At 67.0% G+C, this 17,895-nt stretch carries 15 protein-coding genes; 10 read left to right on the top strand and 5 right to left on the bottom strand.

Features of this window, described 5'->3' with window-relative positions:
* Positions 1-2: 2 nt before the first annotated feature.
* Together ACYCAX_RS19640 and ACYCAX_RS19635 are read left to right on the top strand one after the other, a co-directional pair.
* The gene (locus tag ACYCAX_RS19640) at positions 3-884 is read left to right on the top strand and encodes a glycosyltransferase family 2 protein (protein ID WP_015479200.1); all 882 of its coding nucleotides are present in this window, start codon (positions 3-5) and stop codon (positions 882-884) included.
* 15 nt (positions 885-899) lie between these two features.
* Entirely contained in the window at positions 900-2,123 is a 1,224-nt protein-coding gene (locus ACYCAX_RS19635) for an O-antigen ligase family protein (RefSeq protein WP_460248654.1), read from the top strand.
* On the opposite strand, the gene ACYCAX_RS19630 is transcribed toward ACYCAX_RS19635, so the two are convergent.
* Positions 2,107-2,757 (bottom strand): BUD32 family EKC/KEOPS complex subunit, encoded by a 651-nt coding sequence (locus ACYCAX_RS19630; RefSeq protein WP_015479198.1) that lies wholly within the window; start codon positions 2,755-2,757, stop codon positions 2,107-2,109. The genes ACYCAX_RS19635 and ACYCAX_RS19630 overlap by 17 nt on opposite strands.
* 99 nt (positions 2,758-2,856) lie before the next feature.
* On the opposite strand from ACYCAX_RS19630, the gene msbA reads away from it, so the two are divergent.
* The 6 genes from msbA to ACYCAX_RS19600 all read left to right on the top strand — a co-directional run bounded on the left by msbA (position 2,857) and on the right by ACYCAX_RS19600 (position 11,472).
* Positions 2,857-4,683: a lipid A export permease/ATP-binding protein MsbA gene (gene msbA / locus ACYCAX_RS19625; RefSeq protein WP_015479197.1), complete on the top strand. Its 1,827-nt coding sequence runs from the start codon at positions 2,857-2,859 to the stop codon at positions 4,681-4,683.
* 22 nt (positions 4,684-4,705) lie between these two features.
* The gene (locus ACYCAX_RS19620) at positions 4,706-5,602 is read left to right on the top strand and encodes a GNAT family N-acetyltransferase (RefSeq protein WP_294974203.1); all 897 of its coding nucleotides are present in this window, start codon (positions 4,706-4,708) and stop codon (positions 5,600-5,602) included.
* A gap of 168 nt (positions 5,603-5,770) precedes the next feature.
* The gene (locus tag ACYCAX_RS19615) at positions 5,771-7,183 is read left to right on the top strand and encodes a PIG-L deacetylase family protein (protein ID WP_294974206.1); all 1,413 of its coding nucleotides are present in this window, start codon (positions 5,771-5,773) and stop codon (positions 7,181-7,183) included.
* Positions 7,184-7,270: 87 nt separating this feature from the next.
* The gene (gene hldE, locus ACYCAX_RS19610; protein ID WP_294974209.1) at positions 7,271-8,695 is read left to right on the top strand and encodes a bifunctional D-glycero-beta-D-manno-heptose-7-phosphate kinase/D-glycero-beta-D-manno-heptose 1-phosphate adenylyltransferase HldE; all 1,425 of its coding nucleotides are present in this window, start codon (positions 7,271-7,273) and stop codon (positions 8,693-8,695) included.
* A 277-nt stretch (positions 8,696-8,972) separates the two neighbouring features.
* Complete coding sequence (locus tag ACYCAX_RS19605) at positions 8,973-10,256, top strand: acyl-CoA dehydrogenase family protein (RefSeq protein WP_015479193.1); 1,284 nt, start codon at positions 8,973-8,975, stop codon at positions 10,254-10,256.
* Positions 10,257-10,266: 10 nt separating this feature from the next.
* A complete protein-coding gene (locus ACYCAX_RS19600) occupies positions 10,267-11,472 on the top strand; it encodes an acyl-CoA dehydrogenase family protein (RefSeq protein WP_015479192.1) in 1,206 nt (401 codons plus the stop codon).
* Between the two features lie 152 nt (positions 11,473-11,624).
* Here the strand turns inward: ACYCAX_RS19600 and ACYCAX_RS19595 are convergent, their stop codons facing one another.
* From ACYCAX_RS19595 to ACYCAX_RS19580, 4 genes are all read right to left on the bottom strand, one after another.
* Positions 11,625-12,536: a hypothetical protein gene (locus tag ACYCAX_RS19595; protein ID WP_015479191.1), complete on the bottom strand. Its 912-nt coding sequence runs from the start codon at positions 12,534-12,536 to the stop codon at positions 11,625-11,627.
* A gap of 311 nt (positions 12,537-12,847) precedes the next feature.
* Complete coding sequence (locus ACYCAX_RS19590; RefSeq protein ID WP_015479189.1) at positions 12,848-13,651, bottom strand: aldo/keto reductase; 804 nt, start codon at positions 13,649-13,651, stop codon at positions 12,848-12,850.
* The gene (locus tag ACYCAX_RS19585) at positions 13,648-14,823 is read right to left on the bottom strand and encodes an NAD(P)/FAD-dependent oxidoreductase (protein WP_294974217.1); all 1,176 of its coding nucleotides are present in this window, start codon (positions 14,821-14,823) and stop codon (positions 13,648-13,650) included. Before ACYCAX_RS19585 ends, ACYCAX_RS19590 begins: the two co-directional genes overlap by 4 nt.
* A gap of 170 nt (positions 14,824-14,993) precedes the next feature.
* Entirely contained in the window at positions 14,994-15,326 is a 333-nt protein-coding gene (locus ACYCAX_RS19580) for a DMT family transporter (RefSeq protein ID WP_015479187.1), read from the bottom strand.
* Positions 15,327-15,463: 137 nt separating this feature from the next.
* On the opposite strand from ACYCAX_RS19580, the gene ACYCAX_RS19575 reads away from it, so the two are divergent.
* The gene (locus ACYCAX_RS19575) at positions 15,464-16,348 is read left to right on the top strand and encodes a LysR family transcriptional regulator (RefSeq protein ID WP_460248653.1); all 885 of its coding nucleotides are present in this window, start codon (positions 15,464-15,466) and stop codon (positions 16,346-16,348) included.
* A gap of 172 nt (positions 16,349-16,520) precedes the next feature.
* The gene (waaA, locus tag ACYCAX_RS19570) at positions 16,521-17,798 is read left to right on the top strand and encodes a lipid IV(A) 3-deoxy-D-manno-octulosonic acid transferase (RefSeq protein WP_294974221.1); all 1,278 of its coding nucleotides are present in this window, start codon (positions 16,521-16,523) and stop codon (positions 17,796-17,798) included.
* Positions 17,799-17,895: the final 97 nt, after the last annotated feature.

Below are 17,895 nucleotides of genomic sequence, written 5' to 3'. Positions count from 1 at the left end.
CAATGGCCGTTGCCGACGGGGCTGTGGAGTACCCGCTGATTTCCGTGCTGGTGCCTTGTTACAACCGCGAATGCTACATCGAAGAGACACTGCTGAGCATTCTCGAGCAGGACTATCCGAACTTCGAGTTGATCGTGGTGGATGACGGTTCGCAGGACGCCAGCGTCGAGAAAATCCAGGCCCTGCAGCAGCGTCATGGATTCCAGTTCTATCGACAGGCCAACCAGGGTGTCAGTGCCGCGCTCAATACCGCCTTGATTCATGCCCGTGGCGAGCTGGTGGCGACGCCGGACTCCGATGACATCATGATGCCGGGGCGCCTGATGCTGCAGGCGAGCTACATGCGGGAGCATCCCGAGGTCGGTTGCCTGGGGGGGCGGGCTGTCTACATCGATGCCAATGGCAAGGTGCTGAAGGGTAAGCGGGGCCAGATGGTTCGCGGTTACGACTTCGCTGAGCTGCTGGGACATGCCATTGCCGTGGGTGCCACGGTGGCGATGTATCGCCGCGAGGCCATCGAGCGGGTCGGCCGCTATGACCCGCGGATTCGTATCCAGGATTTCCAGATGACCCTGAAGATCGCCTATCTGGGCTATCGGGTCGAAGTGCTGCCGGAGGTGGTCAGCGGTTACCGTCGCCACGAGGGCAACCTGTCGAAGACGGCCTACAAGGGTCAGCTCGAATACGACCGCATGGCCGTTGCCCCCTACCGCGACCATCCGGCCTATGCCGCGGGCATGACCTGCATCGTCAACAAGGCGCTCAAGCAATCCGTGCTCAGTGAAAAGCGCTATGCCTGGTCGCTGCTGCTGCGGCTGCCGCCCTGGCGCTGGAACCGTGTCACCTTACGGCGGATTCGCCATTTGCTGTTCAAGTTCGGCTAGGAAGACGTTTTACCGATGAAGGATGTGATTGCGCACGCATGGGGGGCCTGGTGCCCGCGTCGGACTCCGACCGGAACCAGCCAGCGGCTGGGTAGCAGGATCGCCGAGGCGATGCTCGGGGTCGGGGTGCTGTGGAGCATTGGCGGCGTGATGCTGACGCCGACCATGAAGTTCTATTTCAATATGGTCCTGCTGTTCGTCTACCTGCCCGCCCTGTGGCTGTGCATCTCCCGCCGGCAGGAAATCGGGCATCTGTTCCGGACCCACAAGGAAATGTGGCTGCTGCTGGCGCTGTTTGGCTGGGCGGTCCTGTCGCTGCTCTGGGCCAAGAGCGGCGGGCATCCGCTGGGCGTGCTCAAGCGCGTGGCTCTGTTCATGCTGCTCATTCTGGGCTGGGTGCTCTGGGGGCGCGCGGATGAGCGGCGGCTGCGCCTGGCCATGCTCTCGCTGGCGCTGGTGAGCGGTCTCTACAGCATTACCGCCCTGATACTGACCCCGGAGTACGGTGGCGGGCGGCTGAGCGGCTTTGGCGGGTTCCTCGACAACCCCAATGCGGCGGCCTATTCGATCGCCTTCGTCACCGTGATGTGCGTGCCGCTGTTGCCGCGCCGGGGTTGGCGACAACTACCCTGGATCATCCTGCTGGCTGCCTCGCTGGCCTACGTGGCACTGTGCGGTAGCCGGGGCGCCCTGCTGGCCCTGATGGTCACGGCGATCTGCAGCCTGATCCTGGTGCCCGGTCGGGTCGCCAAGTTGCTGCCACTCTTGCTGCTGCTGGGCGGTGCGACCCTGTTCGTCGTCAAGCCAGAACTGATAGCGCGGGGCGATTCCCATCGCTTTGAACTGCTGCGCAGTGCCTGGCCGTTGATTCAGGAGCACTTCTGGGCGGGGGTTGGTTTGGGGGGCGACTATTCGGTGCTCATTGGCCGCATTAGCTTCCGCAACGGGGCGCATAATTTCCTGGTACATACCGCCCTCCAGTATGGCGTACCGGCGCTGTTGGTCTTCCTGCTGCTGTGGGGGATGATCGGTCTCCACGCCTGGCGTTGCCGGGCGCGGGCGCTGGGGGTGTCGGTGATGCTGCTCTGGGTGTTCTCCAGCGTGGCCATGCAGTTCGATGTCTTCAGCCTCTGGGAGCGCACGCGCGCCATGTGGCTGATGCCCTGGGTCGTCATCCTGTTGGGTCTGTGCCTGGAGCGCTGGCCGCAGGTGCGGCCGGCGGTCATGGAGCCGAACTGAGGATCCGCTTGAGTTCCGGCAAGCTCCAGCGTACCTGGCTGCGTGCGAGGTAGGCCTGCGACAGGCTGTCGGTGTTGCCTTCCAGCAGCCAGCGACGATCGTTGGCGTAGCGCAGCATATGGGCGAAGTTGCGCTTGCGCTGCGGACGGGACAGGGCACGGCGCTGTTTCTTCATGTCCGCCACATCGATCAGGCCGAGCGTGCCTTGGGGCGTTTTCACCACATTGCCCAGGTGCAATGAGCGGAAGTACACGCCCTGGTCGTGCAGCTCAGCGATCAGCGTGCCCAACTGGGCCGCCAGTCGCACATCACCTTCGCCGGCGGCGATGACCTGGCGCAGGGTGTCGCCCGGCAGTGGCCGATAGTGCACCGCATCGCGGGCGATTTCGGGAATGCGATAGACCGCGATGATCTTTGGACAGGGGACCGCCAGGCGTTGCAGTGTCTCGGTGTTATCGGCAAAGCGCTGGGCATACGGATAGAACGCCGCCGAGGAAATCAGCCGCTTGCGACGAAACAGTTTCAGGAAGTTGCCATCGGCCAGTCGCAGGACCTTGTCGCCGTGTTTGTCGGCTTCCAGCACCTGGGCGCCAGCGCGCAGCGATTCGTAGGCGGGGAGGGCGAGGTCTTGCATAACGAGGTCCTGTTCGAGAGCCGGCTATAGTAGCCCAGCCGCCGGGTAAACGAGAGCGCTGTGTTATAATCGCCGACCTTTTAAGCGTGCGACTCCTACATGTCCGGTAAAGAACCCCAGGCACCTTCGAGCCTGAAGATCTACCTCCGACTGCTCTCCTATGTGCGCCCGTACATCGGGATGTTCCTGCTCAGCATCATCGGCTTCCTGATCTTCGCGGCGACCCAGCCGATGCTGGCGGGCATCCTCAAGTATTTCGTCGACGGCCTGGCCCATCCGGACGCCAAGCTGTTCCCCAGTGCGCCGTGGCCCTGGCTGCGCGACTTGTCGCTGCTGTATGCCGTGCCGCTGCTGGTGGTGCTGATCGCGGTCTGGCAGGGGATCGGTTCGTTCCTCGGCAACTACTTCATCGCCAAGGTTTCCCTGGGGCTGGTACATGACCTGCGTATCGCGCTGTTCAATAACCTGCTGACCCTGCCCAACCGCTATTTCGACAGTAACAACTCCGGCCATCTGATCTCGCGCATCACCTTCAACGTGACGATGGTAACCGGTGCCGCCACCGATGCGATCAAGGTGGTGATCCGCGAAGGCATGACCGTGGTCTTCCTGTTCATTTCGCTGCTGTACATGAACTGGAAACTCACCCTGGTGATGCTGGCGATCCTGCCGGTCATCGCGCTGATGGTGACCAGCGCCAGCCGCAAGTTCCGCAAGCAGAGCAAGAAGATCCAGGTGGCGATGGGCGATGTCACCCATGTGTCCTCCGAGACCATCCAGGGCTACCGCGTGGTCCGCAGCTTCGGCGGCGAACCCTACGAGCGGGCCCGCTTCCTGCACGTCAGCAGCGAAAACACCAACAAGAACCTGCGCATGAACAAGACCTCGGCGATCTACACGCCGATGCTGCAACTGGTGATCTACAGCGCGATGGCGGTGCTGCTGTACCTGGTGCTGCTGCTGCGCGGCGACGCCACCGTCGGCGACCTGGTGGCGTACATCTCAATGGCCGGCCTGCTGCCCAAGCCGATCCGCCAGCTCTCCGAAGTCAGCTCGACCATCCAGAAGGGCGTGGCGGGCGCTGAAAGCATCTTCGAGCAGCTCGACGAGAAGCCCGAGGTGGACAACGGCACCGTCGAGCGCGAGCGGGTGAACGGCCGGCTGGACGTGAAGAACCTCAGCTTCACCTACCCGGGCACCGGGAAACAGGTGCTCAAGGACCTGAATTTCAGCGTCGAGCCGGGCCAGATGGTGGCGCTGGTCGGCCGCTCCGGCAGCGGCAAGTCGACCCTGGCCAACCTGATCCCGCGCTTCTACGACCACAGCGACGGGCAGATCCTGCTCGATGGCGTGGACGTCGAAGACTACAAGCTGAGCAACCTGCGCAAGCACATCTCGCTGGTGACCCAGCAGGTCAACCTGTTCAACGACAGCGTGCTGAACAACATCGCCTATGGCGATCTCGCCAGCAAACCGCGCGAGGCGGTGGAGAAGGCGGCTGATGATGCCTTCGCCCGCGAATTCATCGATCGTCTGCCCGAAGGCTTCGAGACCGAGGTCGGCGAGAACGGCGTGATGCTCTCCGGCGGCCAGCGCCAGCGCCTGGCGATTGCCCGCGCGCTGCTCAAGGACGCCCCGGTACTGATCCTCGACGAGGCCACCTCGGCGCTGGATACCGAGTCCGAGCGGCACATTCAGGCGGCCCTGGAGAAGGTGATGGAAGGCCGCACCACCCTGGTCATCGCCCACCGCCTGAGCACCATCGAGGCGGCGGACCTGATCCTGGTGATGGACCAGGGTCACATCGTCGAGCGTGGCAGCCACGACGAGCTGATCGCCCAGAACGGCTACTACGCTCGCCTGCACGCACGGCAGTTCGCCGACGACCCGGCCGAGGCCGCATCCCACGCCGAGCAGTCGGTATGAGGCCTGTGCGGAACGTCCCGACATGCTGAACCGCCTGCGCCTTTTCCGCGAACGTGGCTGGACGCCCATCGCGGCGGCTGACTATGCCGCCGCCTGGCAGACCTTCGGCGGCAGCGTCGCCACCCACCCGGACGTGGTCGAACGCCTGGCCGGCCTGGCCGGCATTCCGGTGCGCTACCTCGGCTGGTTCGAGGGCGATGAGCTGCGCGCTGCCGTGCCGACCTGGGGACATAACCTGGCGCTGTCCAAGGACGTGCTCAAGCGCGAGGGCAAGAAGGCCCTGTTCGACCTGGGCAACGCCGAGATCATCCTGCCCATCGCCGAGGGCGCCCGCATCGAGCTGCGGCACAAGGTGCGCTACCTCTCCGAACTGAACCGCGAGCAGGTCAGCGACGCCCGCGAGCAGCCCGAGCAACTGGCGATGAACCGCGCGCCGGCCGACTTCTCGAAGAAGTTCCGCTACAACCAGCGCCGCGAGCAGCGCCTGCTGGAAGAGGCGGGCGGCGTGCTGCAGCCCATGAGCGAGCTGAGCCCCGAGGAGCAGGCGCGCATCTATGCCGACCTGTTCCAGCGCCGCTGGGAGTTCGAAGTGCCGGGCAAGGCGCGCCTGACGGAAGTCTTCACCCTGATGCGCGAATTCATGCGCGGGTCCCTGGTGCGCCTGGACGGCGAGCCGGTGGCGATCCAGATTCTCTACCGGGCCGAAGCGCCAAAGTGGATCAGCGTCGAATACATCAACGGCGGCGTGGCCCCGGAGAACCGCGAGTTCAGCCCCGGCAGCGTGCTCAGCTTCGTCAATACGCAGGAAGCCTGGGCCGAGGCCGAAGCGCTGGGCAAGCCGCTGCGCTACTCCTTTGGTCGCGCCGACCGTGAATACAAGGATCGCTGGTGCCACCGCGTGCCGGTGTTCCAGGTCTGACTTCAGGCTCTTCGTAGGAGCGAGGGGGACGCCATCGTTCTTGCTCGCGAACCAATCCCGCTGCGGAGGTTGTTCGCGAGCAAGCTCGCTCCTACAGTTCGCGCACGGCGTCTTGGTCTGTGCGCAGGAGCGGACTCCGTCCGCGATTGGCTCTAACGGAGATCGACCATGAGCGCCCGCAAACAGCACCTGCTCAAACAGCACCGCCGCAAGAAGCGCGCGGTCCTGCTCATCGCCTTGCTGGCGCTGGTCCTGCTCGGCATCTTCGCGCCCTGGTGGAGCCTGCCGCTGGCCGTAGTCCTCGGCTGGGTGGCCCACGAGGCCTGGTTCGCCGACCACCTGTTCTACTCGCCACGCGACGACTATCGCTATGACTTCCCCGCGGGTTCCATTGCCCTGCCGGTGTCCCTTGGCGCGCATGGCCTGCACGTCGCTGAAGGCGCGCTGCCGGAGAACGAGGAAACCCTGGTGCTGGAAATCGAGATCAAGGCCTCGCTGCTGGGACGCTGGCTCGACCCGCAGGTACTGATCGCGGGCGTCGAGGAGGACCGCCAGGACTTCGAGCGCGGTGTCAGCGGCAAGCGCTACATCAACCTGTCCGGCCAGGGTGAAGCCCTGCGTAGCGGTTGCCTGCGCATTCGTAGCCGTCATTGCCGGCTGGCGCGGCAAGGCGTGTTGCACGCCTTCCGCAACCCGGACTACGCGCAGCAGCGCCTGCTGATCGTCGCGCCCCACGCCGATGACGCCGAGCTGGCCGCCTTCGGCCAGTACAGTCGTTGCCGTGATGCCTGGATCGTCACCCTGACTCAGGGCGAGATCGAGGCCGAGCACTACCAGCGCCTGGGCCTGGACAAGGCCGCCGCCGCTCGCCTGAAGGGCCGTCTGCGCACCTGGGACAGCCTCGCCGCGCCGCTCTGGGGCGGAGTACCGGCCGAGTGCTGCGTGCAACTGGGCTACTACTGCCTGCAATTGCCGGCGATGGCCGCCGAGCCGAGCCAGGCCTTTGCTTCGCGCGAGTCCGGCGAAAGCGATATCCGCAGCGTACGCGGCTTCAACCCGCTGCCGTTGCCCGGCGATCGCGACGGCGCAGCGACCTGGCTCAACCTGGTGGCTGACCTGACCACCCTGATCGAGCACATCCGTCCGGAGGTGATCCTCACCGCCCACCCGGAACTGGACCCCCACGCCGACCATGTCCACGCCACCCGCGCGACGCTGGAGGCCATCGCACACAGCAGCTGGAAGCCGCAAACCCTGCTGCTCTACGCCAACCACCTGCACGACAACGACCGCTGGCCGATGGGCCCGGCCGATGGCGGCATCGCCCTGCCACCCTGTATCGAGGCATTGCCGGCCGACCCGCTGTGGAGCCCGGTGCTGGATGCCGCGACCCGCATCGACAAGGCCCAGGCCCTGGCCCTGCAGCACGACCTGCAGACCCCGCTGTCCGGCAAGAAACGCCTGCGCCGGCTGATCCAGCGCGTGCTCGCCGGGCGTCAGTGGCCGGTCACCGGCGACGACGAATTCTTCCGCAAGGCGGTGCGTCGCCATGAGCTGTTCTGGGTGCGCAAAGTCCCGTAGAGATTGCCGTGACCGCTCGGTGCCCGGCGCAAGTCGCACTGGGCGGCTATGGTATTATCCGCGGCGATTTCGACCTGCGGAGTTCCCATGAAATTGACCATGCCCCGATTCGATCAGGCCCCCGTGCTGGTGGTAGGCGACGTGATGCTCGACCGCTACTGGCACGGCGCGACCTCGCGCATCTCGCCCGAGGCGCCGGTGCCCGTGGTGCGGGTCGAGCAGCATGAGGATCGCCCCGGTGGCGCCGCCAACGTCGCGCTGAACCTTGCCGCCCTCGGCGCCCCGGCCTTCCTGGTCGGCGTCACCGGTGTCGACGAAGCTGCCGACAGTCTGAGCGACAGCCTGCAGGCCGTCGGGGTGACCACCCGCTTTCAGCGTATCGCCGGCCAGCCGACCATCGTCAAGCTGCGGGTCATGAGCCGCCACCAGCAACTGCTGCGCGTGGACTTCGAGGAAGCCTTCCGCACCGACGCCGTGGCCCTGTCCGCCGACGTCGAGGCACTGCTGGAGCAGGTCCGCGTGCTGGTGCTGTCCGACTACGGCAAGGGCGCGCTGAAGAACCACCAGCAACTGATCCAGGCCGCCCGCCAGCGCGGCATCCCGGTGCTGGCCGATCCCAAGGGCAAGGACTTCGCCATCTACCGTGGCGCCAGCCTGATCACCCCGAACCTCTCCGAATTCGAAGCCATCGTCGGCCGCTGCCTTGATGAGGCCGAGCTGGTCGCCAAGGGCCAGCAACTGATGACCGAGCTGGAACTCGGCGCCCTGCTGGTCACCCGTGGCGAGCACGGCATGACCCTGCTGCGTCCCGGCCACAACGCCCTGCACCTGCCGGCCCGCGCCCGCGAAGTGTTCGACGTCACCGGCGCCGGCGACACGGTGATTTCCACCCTGGCCGGGGCGATCGCCGCCGGTGAGGACCTGCCGCAAGCCGTGGCCCTGGCCAACCTCGCCGCCGGCATCGTCGTCGGCAAGCTCGGCACCGCCGCCATCAGCGCCCCGGAACTGCGTCGCGCCGTGCAGCGCGAGCAGGGCTCCGAGCGTGGCGTGCTGAGCCTAGACCAACTGCTGCTGGCCATCGAGGACGCCCGCGCCCACGGCGAGAAGATCGTCTTCACCAACGGCTGCTTCGACATCCTCCACGCCGGCCACGTGACCTACCTGGAACAGGCGCGCGCCCAGGGCGACCGCCTGATCGTCGGGGTCAACGACGACGGCTCGGTGACCCGTCTGAAAGGCCCGGGCCGCCCGATCAACAGCGTCGACCGCCGCATGGCCGTGCTCGCCGGCCTCGGCGCGGTGGACTGGGTCGTCAGCTTCGCCGAAGACACCCCCGAACGCCTGCTCAGCGAAGTCCGCCCGGACGTGCTGGTGAAGGGCGGTGACTATGGCGTCGAGCAGGTGGTTGGCGCGGACATCGTCAAGGCCTACGGCGGCGAAGTCCGCGTGCTGGGCCTGGTGGAAAACAGCTCCACCACCGCCATCGTCGAGAAGATCCGCCACCAGGGCTGACTCTTCGTTCCTGCGGACTCCCCTCACCCTAACCCTCTCCCAGGGGGAGAGGGGACCGTTCGGTGCAGGATGAAACCATGACGTCAGCCGGCACAATCTGCCCCCTCTCCCTGAGGGAGAGGGCTGGGGTGAGGGGGAAGCCCAGGCACACTCTCTCCGGTTGCCTCCGCTGCCCTCACTGACCGCTCTGCCAATCACCGGCGGCAAAGCGGTCATGGTCCCTGCAACATTTTGCAGCGCATGATCGGGGCATCCACCCTCCGCGGAGCGAGATGCCATGACCACCGACGTGCAGGGCCGCGCCCTGGCCGTGCTGAACCGTGTCGCCCAGGCCGACTGGCCGGACCGACTCAAGCTGCGCAAACCCTTCGAACGACTGCTCTACAGCGGCAGTCGCACCGGCTTCCGGCTGGCCAGCGAGCGTGCGGCCAAGCAACCCAAGACGCCGCGCAAGGCCGACCCGGACGGGCTGTTCGACCTGTCCCTGTCCGACGAGCAGCAGATGCTGGTGGAGATGCTCGAAGGCTTTGCCGCCGAGGTGCTGCGCCCGGCCGCCCACGAGGCCGATGCCAAGGCCAACCTGAGCCTGGAGCTATTGGCCCAGGCGCAGGAGCTGGGCCTGACCCACTACGGCGTCAGCGAAGTGCACGGCGGCATGGCCGGCGAGCGCACCGTGGTGAGCAACGCGCTGATCGCCGAATCCCTGGCCCGTGGCGACCTGGGCCTCGCGGCCGCGCTGCTGGTGCCGCTGTCGGCGGCCAACTGCATCCGCCGCTGGGCCTCCTCCGAGCAGCAGTCGCGCTGGCTGCCGGCGTTCGTCGGCGAGGACGCGGCACCCGTGATCGCCATCGCCGTGAACGAGCCGCAGCTGTTGGCCGACCCGCAGCGCTTGTCCACCAAAGCCCGCAAGCGCGGTACGGGTTACACGCTGTCCGGCGAGAAGTGCCTCGTGGTGCGGGGCGTGGATGCGCAGAAGCTGATCGTTGCGGCGGATGCCGGCGATGGTCCGGCGTTGTTCCTGGTGGACACCCGCGCCAAGGGCGTCGAAGTCCACGCCGAGCCGGCAATGGGCCTGAAGGCCACGGGCACGGCGCGGATCCGCTTCAAGGGCGTGAAGGTTCCGGCGGAACAGCGGCTGGCGGCGGAACGCTTCGATTATCAGACCTTCCTCGATTACACCGTGCTGGCCTGGTGTGCACTGGCCGTGGGCACCGGACAGGCTGCGCTGGACTACGTGATCACCTACTGCAACGAGCGCGAGGCCTTCGGCGAGCCGATCAGCCATCGCCAGGGCGTGGCCTTCATGGTCGCGGACATCGCGGTCGAGCTGGATGCCATGCGCCTGATGGTCTGGCGCGCCTGCGCGCTGGCCGAGCGTGGCCAGGCGTTCCACCGCGAGGCTTATCTGGCGAAGCTGCTCTGCGCCGAGAAGGCGATGAAGATCGGTACCGACGCGGTGCAACTGCTCGGCGGCCACGGTTTCACCCAGGAACACCCGGCCGAGCGCTGGTACCGCGACCTGCGCGCCGTCGGCCTGATGGCTGGTGGGCTGCACCTGTAAGGAGTTTTCCATGTACCTCGAGACGCCGAAAAAATTCCGCACCCTGCAGAACCAGGCCCGCCAGGTGGCGGAGAACTACCTGCGGCCGATTTCGCGCAAGTACGACAAGGCCGAGCACGCCTACCCCAAGGAACTGGACCTGCTTGCCGCGCTGCTGGACGGCATGAACGCCGGCTCGCCGGACGCCGTGGGCGCTACCTCGGCCAGCAAGCGCAAGGCTGGCGCGGAGGAGGGCGTGAAGAACGGCGGCAACCTGTCCGCCTGCCTGGGCGTGATGGAAATGTGCTGGGGCGACACCGGCCTGCTGCTGGCCATGCCGCGCCAGGGGTTGGGCAATGCCGCCATCGCCGCGGTGGCCAACGAGGAGCAGCTCAAGCGCTTCTCCGGTACCTGGGCGGCGATGGCCATCACCGAGCCGGGCTGCGGCTCGGACTCGGCGGCGATCCGCACCACCGCCACCCGCGATGGCGATCACTACGTGCTCAACGGCGAGAAGATCTTCGTCACCTCCGGCGCCCGCGCCGACGCGGTGGTGGTCTGGGCGACCCTGGACAAGAGCCTGGGGCGTGCGGCGATCAAGTCCTTCGTGGTGGAGAAAGGCACGCCGGGGATGACCGTCACCCGTCTGGAGAAGAAGCTCGGCATCAAGGCCTCGGACACCGCGTCCATCAGCTTCAGCGACTGCCGTGTGCCGGCCGCCAACCTGCTGGGCAATGCCGAGATCGACGTGCAGAAGGGCTTTGCCGGGGTGATGGAAACCTTCGACAACACCCGCCCACTGGTGGCCGCAATGGCCATCGGCGTGGCCAGGGCGTCGCTGGATCGTACCCGCGAGCTGTTGAAGAAGGCCGGCTGTCGCTTCGACTATCGCCAGCCGCTGCTCAGCGCCAGCCACGCCGAAGCCACGCTGTATCGCCTGGAGGCCGAATGGGAAGCGGCGCGTCTGCTGACCCTGAAGGCGGCGTGGATGGCCGACAACCGTCTGCCGAACTCCAAGGAGGCCTCCATCGCCAAGGCCAAGGCCGGGCGGATGGCCAACGAGGTAACGCTGAAATGCGTCGAGCTGGCCGGTGCGCTGGGCTACGGGGAAGAGGAGTTGCTGGAGAAGTGGGCGCGGGATTCGAAGATCCTCGACATCTTCGAAGGCACCCAGCAGATCCAGCTGCTGATCGTGGCGCGGCGGCTGCTGGGCAAGAGTTCCAGTCAGCTCAAGTAAGACGGAGCACTTTTTTGTAGGAGCGAGGGGGACGCCTGGTTATTGCTCACGAACCGCCCAGCGCCAGCGTGGCCGGTTGATCTGGTTCGCGAGCAAGCTCGCTCCTATAGGGTTGATCCGACCATCAGCGTGGCCGGTTCAGGTCGGCGGAATCAGGCTGTGCGCCGCCCGCTGCCGGCATTGCCGGCGGCGGGCGGCCACTGCTCCATCCAGTCGCGGAAGCGGATGCGTTCCTCACGCACCAGCCAGCCATCCTGTTCGGCAAAACCCTCCGACAGCCACACGCCGCGCGTAGCGGCCTTGCGCAGTTCGCCCTTGCTCAGGGTGTAGAGCTCGCCGCTGGGCTGGCCGTGGTCCAGCGGCAACAGGTAGAGGTCCGGGCGGCGGCGGTCCAGGCGAGCCACCAGCGGGCCGCTTTCGAGTTTTTCGTCGACGTGGAACAGGCTGACGTCACGGGCGTCCTTGGGCAGCTCCATGCGCAGGTCGTAGACCAGTTGCAGCGAGGCCGTCGGCAGGTGCACGTAGGCCTGCGGGCGCTCCAGCAGGCGCAGCGCACCGGCCTGCACCGGGCGCGAGGCGCCGGACAGCGGGGTGAGGGAGAAGTGGCTGCTCTCTCGGTAGCGCAGGCAGCCCTCGTAGGGCGTCGGCAGCCAGGTGTCGCCGAAGCGCCCGCCGAGCCAGCCGTCGGCGGTTTCCACCAGGCACTCCTCGGCGACTTCCTGGATCGCGGTGAGCAGCGGCAGGTTCAGTTCGTGGGCCGGCACGTAGCCGGAGATCAGCTTGAGCACGGTGTCACCGCGGTCCAGGCGGCGTTGGCGCACCAGGATCCAGTGGTCGCGGCCCTGGAAGTTCAGGGTCAGGCGCACCGAGACGCCGAGGTTGGCCAGTTCGGTGACGAAACGTTCGTTCTCGCCGATCTGGATGGGGCGGCGGCGCTCCAGCACCTGGGCGAAGTTCAGGGGCTTGCCGAGGGTCTGGTAGGCAAGACCTTCCGGGCTGGCTTCCACCAGCAACGGCAGGGTCTTGAAGGCGGTCGGGTCCTTGCGGGCGAGCGTACGGGGCATGGGGGCTTCCTTCTCGTACAGGGCGCCGGGTTGCGCCGGGCGTGCCCATCGGGGCGGCGCCGACGCCAACGCTGACCGTCTGCTGGAGACGGTCCGGCCGATCGATTTCGGGGGTCGCTATAGCCCGGACAGCCTGACACCGATCCTGATGTCATCGAAAATCAAAAGGATTTCCGAATTTTTCCCTGAAAGGCTGGGCGATTCCGAGGTTTTTGCGTGGGAATCACCGGCTGGCGACATTTTCTCTGACCGCGATTTTCACCGCGGAGTCTGAGCATGGCACAGGAATAGGTAATCCACATGACCGCCGATCAGCGGTCGAGGACCTCGGCGGCGATGCTCACATTGTGCGCGAGGTGCAGCGGATTGATGGTGCCGACGATGGCGCCGGCCACACCCGGATGCCCCAGCACCAGCTCGAAGCTGGCGCGCAGCGGATCGACACCGGGGGCGAGGGTGGCATGGCCGCTGGCCAGGGCCTTCTTGATCAGGATGCCCCGCCCGTGGGCCTGGGCGTGGTCGATCACGGCCTTTTCCGCCTGCTCCTGGAGGTTGTAGGTGACCATCGCGCAGTCGCCGCGCTCCAGGGCCAGCAGGCCGCCGTCGACGGTCTTGCCGGAGAAGCCGAAGCCGCGGATCAGCCCTTCCTCCTTCAGGCGCTCCAGGGTTGCGTAGACCTCGGTGCCGCGCAGGATGTCCAGGTCGTTGCCGTCGGAGTGCACCAGCACCAGGTCGATGTAGTCGGTCTCCAGGCGCTTGAGGCTGCGCTCCACCGAGCGACGGGTGTGCGCGGCGCTGAAGTCGAAGTGCGACTGGCCGCCGACGAACTCCTCGCCGGTCTTGCTGACGATCACCCACGCATCGCGCTGGCCGCGCAGCAGCGGGCCGAGGCGTTCCTCGCTGTGGCCATAGGCCGGCGCGGTGTCGATCAGGTTGATGCCCAGTTCGCGGGCCAGCGCGATCAGGTCGGCGGCTTCGCGGTCGTTGGGAATGCGGAAGCCTTCGGGGTATTTCACGCCCTGGTCGCGGCCCAGTTTCACGGTGCCCAGGCCCAACGGCGAGATGTTCAGGCCGGTGCTGCCCAGCGGGCGGTGCAGGTGATGCAGGGTCTTCATCCGAGCAGTTCCTCCCAGACCGGGCGGGCCAGGGCCGGGCGCGGCAGTTCGGGCAGGGCGGCGCTCGCTTGTGGGCGGATGCCGTTCTTTTCCAGGGACTCCAGCACGCGATCGGCGAAGTTCGGCGCCAGGGCCAGCTTGGTTGGCCAGCCCGCCAGCAGCGCGCCGTCTTCGGCGAGGAAGGCGCTGTCCGGGCGCAGCAGGTTGCTTTGCGCAGGTTCGGCGCGGTCCACGCGCAGGGTTGCCCAGCGAGCGGCGGAGAGGTCGACCCAGGGCACCAGCTTGTGCAGTTCGCGCTGCGCCTCGGCGATCTGCTCGGCCTCGTCGCGGGCCACGCCGCCGGCCTCGGCGATGTCGCCGCCCAGGTACCAGACCCAGTCGCCGTTGCTCAGCGGGTGGGTGGTGACGGTGACGCGCGGCTTCGGGCCGCCGCCCAGGCAGTGGGCGTACAGCGGCTTCAGGGTCGGCGCGGTGACCAGCACCATGTGCAGGGGACGACGCTGCATTTCCGGGCGCTCCAGCCCCAGTTCGCGCAGCAGCGCCTGGTTGCCGGCGCCGGCGCTGAGCACCACGCGCTGGGCGCGGATTTCGCGGCCGTCCACGCGCAGGCCGACCAACTTATCGCCTTCGCGCAGCGCTTCGATGCGCTCGCCGGCCAGCAGGCTGCCGCCGGCCAGTTCGGCGAGGCGGGCGATCAGGCTGGGTACGTCCAGCACCAGTTCGGTGAGGCGGTAGGCCTTGCCCTTGAAGGCCTTGTCCTGCAAGGCTGGCGGCAGGTCGGCACCTTTCACCTGGGCGACCCGGCTGCGCACCGCCTTGCTGGCGAAGAAGCTGGTGAGGTTGCCGGCCAGACCGCCGGGCGACCACAGGTAGTGCGCGTCGGAGAGCACGCGTACGCCGCGGAGGTCCACTTCGCCGGTGCCGGCCAGGCAGTCGCGCCACAGCGCGGGCATGTCGGCGATGGCTTCCGAGGCGCCGCTCAGCGCACCGTGCAGGGCGTATTTGGTGCCGCCGTGGATGATCCCTTGCGAGCGCATGCTCTGCACGCCGCCCAGCGCGGTGTTTTCCACCAGCACGGTGGAAAAACCGGCCTGCCGCAGGCGGGCATTGAGCCAGAGACCGGCGATGCCGCCGCCGACGATGAGGATGTCGGTGCTCAGGGATTCGGACATGAAAGCGCCTCGAGGGAAAAACGAAGGGCGCAGTATAACGCTTGAGGGCGGCGGCAAACGCCCGTTGGCTCAGGCTGCTTTTGTAGGAGCGAGCTTGCTCGCGAACGCCTTGCGCGGAGGAGGAAGGTTCGCGAGCAAGCTTACTCCTACAGAATGCCGAGGGCGCCGCATCAGTGTCCGGCGGTGCCGGAGAACAGCTGGATCACCACCACCCCGCTGACGATCAGGCCCATGCCCAGCAGGGCGGGGGTGTCGAGCTTCTGCTGGTAGAGCACCAGTGCCGCGACGCTGACCAGCACGATGCCCAGGCCGGCCCAGATGGCGTAGGCGATGCCCACCGGGATGCTGCGCACCACCAGGGTGAGCATCCAGAAGGAGATCGCGTAGCCGACGATCACCAGTCCCAGCGGCAGGGGCGTGGAGAGGCCCTTGACCGACTTCAGCGACGCGGTGGCGATCACTTCGGCGACGATGGCAATGGCGAGGTAGAGATAGCCGGGCATGTTCGGTCCTCCCGATAACGACGCACCGCATGGCGCGGCGAGTGGGTTGCATTCGGTCTGGCGGCCATTCTAGTCATCCGGGTGATGGGATAAAGTCATTGCCTATCTGGTTTCGAGATAGGTTGCGGAGATAGCTCATGCAGTGGAACCTGGATCAGTTGCGCCTCTTCGTCAGCGTCGCCGATCAAGCGTCCTTCTCGGCGGCGGCGCGCCAGCTCAAGCGCGTGCAGTCGGCGGTGAGTTCGTCCATCGCGCTGCTGGAAAGCGACCTGGGCGTGACCCTGTTCGAGCGCAGCAGCGGCCGCCAGCCGGTGCTGACCGCCGAGGGCAGGGCGCTGCTGGATGAGGCCCGCGAGGTGCTGCGCCAGTGCGAGCGCCTGGAAAGCCGCGCGCTGGCACTGGTGCGCGGCACCGAGCCGTTGCTGCGGCTGGCGCAGGATGAGGCGATGCCCTATCAGCCGGTGCTCTCGGGGTTGCAGGCGCTGGCGCAGGAGTTCCCCTCGCTGGAAGTGCAGTTGGCCAGCGGCGCCCAGGGCGACGTGGCGCGCAAGCTGCTGGAGCGCCGGGCCGATCTCGGGCTGCTGTTCCATCACGAGGGCATGCCGGAGCAGTTGGAGCGGCAGCGCCTGGGCACCATCGAGATGGTCACCGTGTGCGGCGCCGGGCATGAGCTGGCGAAGCTCGACTACGCCGATCGCCGCGAGCTGGCGCGGCACCGCCAGTTGCTGATGGCGCCGCAGGACAGCCATTACCCCGGTGGTGAGCAGATTAGCCCGCTGGTGTGGCGCGCCGACAGCTTCTACGCGATGGCCGAGTTGCTGATGCGCGACCTCGGCTGGGCCTGGCTGCCGACCCACGTGGCGCAGTACCCGGCGTATCAGCCGCTGCTGGTGGAACTGGCCAGCGACTGGACGCCGCCGCCCTTGGTGGTGGAACTGGTCTGGCGCCGCGACGAGCCGCTGGGGCCGGCGGCGCAGTGGCTGGGCGAGTGCTTTGCGGAGCATCTCGCTTCGCCGGTGTGACATCGCCTGCTCTCGCGCCGATCTGCTTTTCGTAGGAGCGAGCTTGCTCGCGAACAGAATTTTCCAGCCGCTCCAGCGTCAAGCGGTTCGCGAGCAAGCTCGCTCCTACAGAACGCTACCCCATCAGGATTGTGCGGCGTCCAGGGGTGCTAATTTGCTACTCTCCGCCGCCATGAACCGGACCCTCTATACCCTGCTGTTCCACCTGGGCCTGCCGCTGGTCGCGCTGCGCCTGTTCCTGCGTTCGCGCAAGGCGCCGGCGTATGCCCGGCGCGTCGGCGAGCGCTTCGCCCTCGACCTGCCGGCGCTCAAGCCCGGCGGCATCTGGGTGCACGCGGTGTCGGTGGGCGAGAGCATCGCCGCCGCGCCGATGATCCGCGCGCTGATGCAGCGCCACCCCGGCCTGCCGATCACCGTCACCTGCATGACGCCCACCGGCTCCGAGCGCATCCGCGCGCTGTTCGGCGACCAGGTGCAACACTGCTACCTGCCCTACGACCTGCCCTGGGCGGCGGCGCGCTTCCTCGAGCGCGCGCGGCCGGTGCTGGGCGTGATCATGGAAACCGAGCTATGGCCGAACCATATCCATCAGTGCGCCAAACGCGGCATTCCGGTGGCGCTGGCCAATGCGCGGTTGTCCGAACGCTCGGCGCGAGGCTACGCGCGTTTTGCCGGGCTGACCCGGCCGATGCTCGAAGAGATGAGCTGGATCGCCGTGCAGACCGAGGCCGAGGCCGAACGCTTCCGCCAGCTTGGCGCGCGTCCGGATTGCGTGAGCGTGACCGGTTCGATCAAGTTCGACCTGAGCATTGATCCCGAACTGCTGGCGCGCGCCGATGATCTTCGCGGGCAGTGGCAGGCGCAGCAGCGGCCGGTGTGGATCGCCGCCAGCACCCATGCCGGCGAGGACGAGATTGTCCTGACCGCCCATCGCCAGTTGCTGGAGAAGCATCCCGACGCGCTGTTGATCCTGGTGCCGCGCCATCCCGAGCGCTTCAACCCGATGTTCGAGCTGTGCCGCCGCGAAGGCTTCCGCACCCAGCGCCGTTCCACGGGCGAGCGGGTCGTGGCGGAGACCCAGGTGCTGCTCGGCGACACGATGGGCGAGCTGCTGTTCCTCTATGCGCTGGTGGACGTCGCCTTCGTCGGCGGCAGCCTGGTGCCCAACGGCGGGCACAACCTGCTGGAGCCGGCGGCGCTGGGCAAGCCGGTGTTGTCCGGCCCACACCTGTTCAACTTCCTGGAAATCGCCGCGCAACTGCGCGAGGTCGGTGCGTTGCGCGAAGTGGTCGATGCGCCGTCGCTGGCGGTGGCCGTGGCGGCGCTGTGGGACGAGCCGGCTATTGCTGGGCACATGGCGGAGGCCGGGCTGGGCGTGATGAAGGCCAACCAGGGCGCGCTGGAGCGTTTGCTGGATGGCCTTGGGCGACTGATCAAGGGGTGGGCCTAGCGCCTGGAACTTGCCGGGACCTCGACTGTAGGAGCGAGCTTGCTCGCGAACCCCGCATCGGCTCCGGCGCCGTCGGTGAATCCGTTCGCGAGCAAGC

The organism is Pseudomonas sp. MT3, from assembly GCF_054720805.1.
This window is presented reverse-complemented; position numbering and strand designations above follow the sequence as displayed.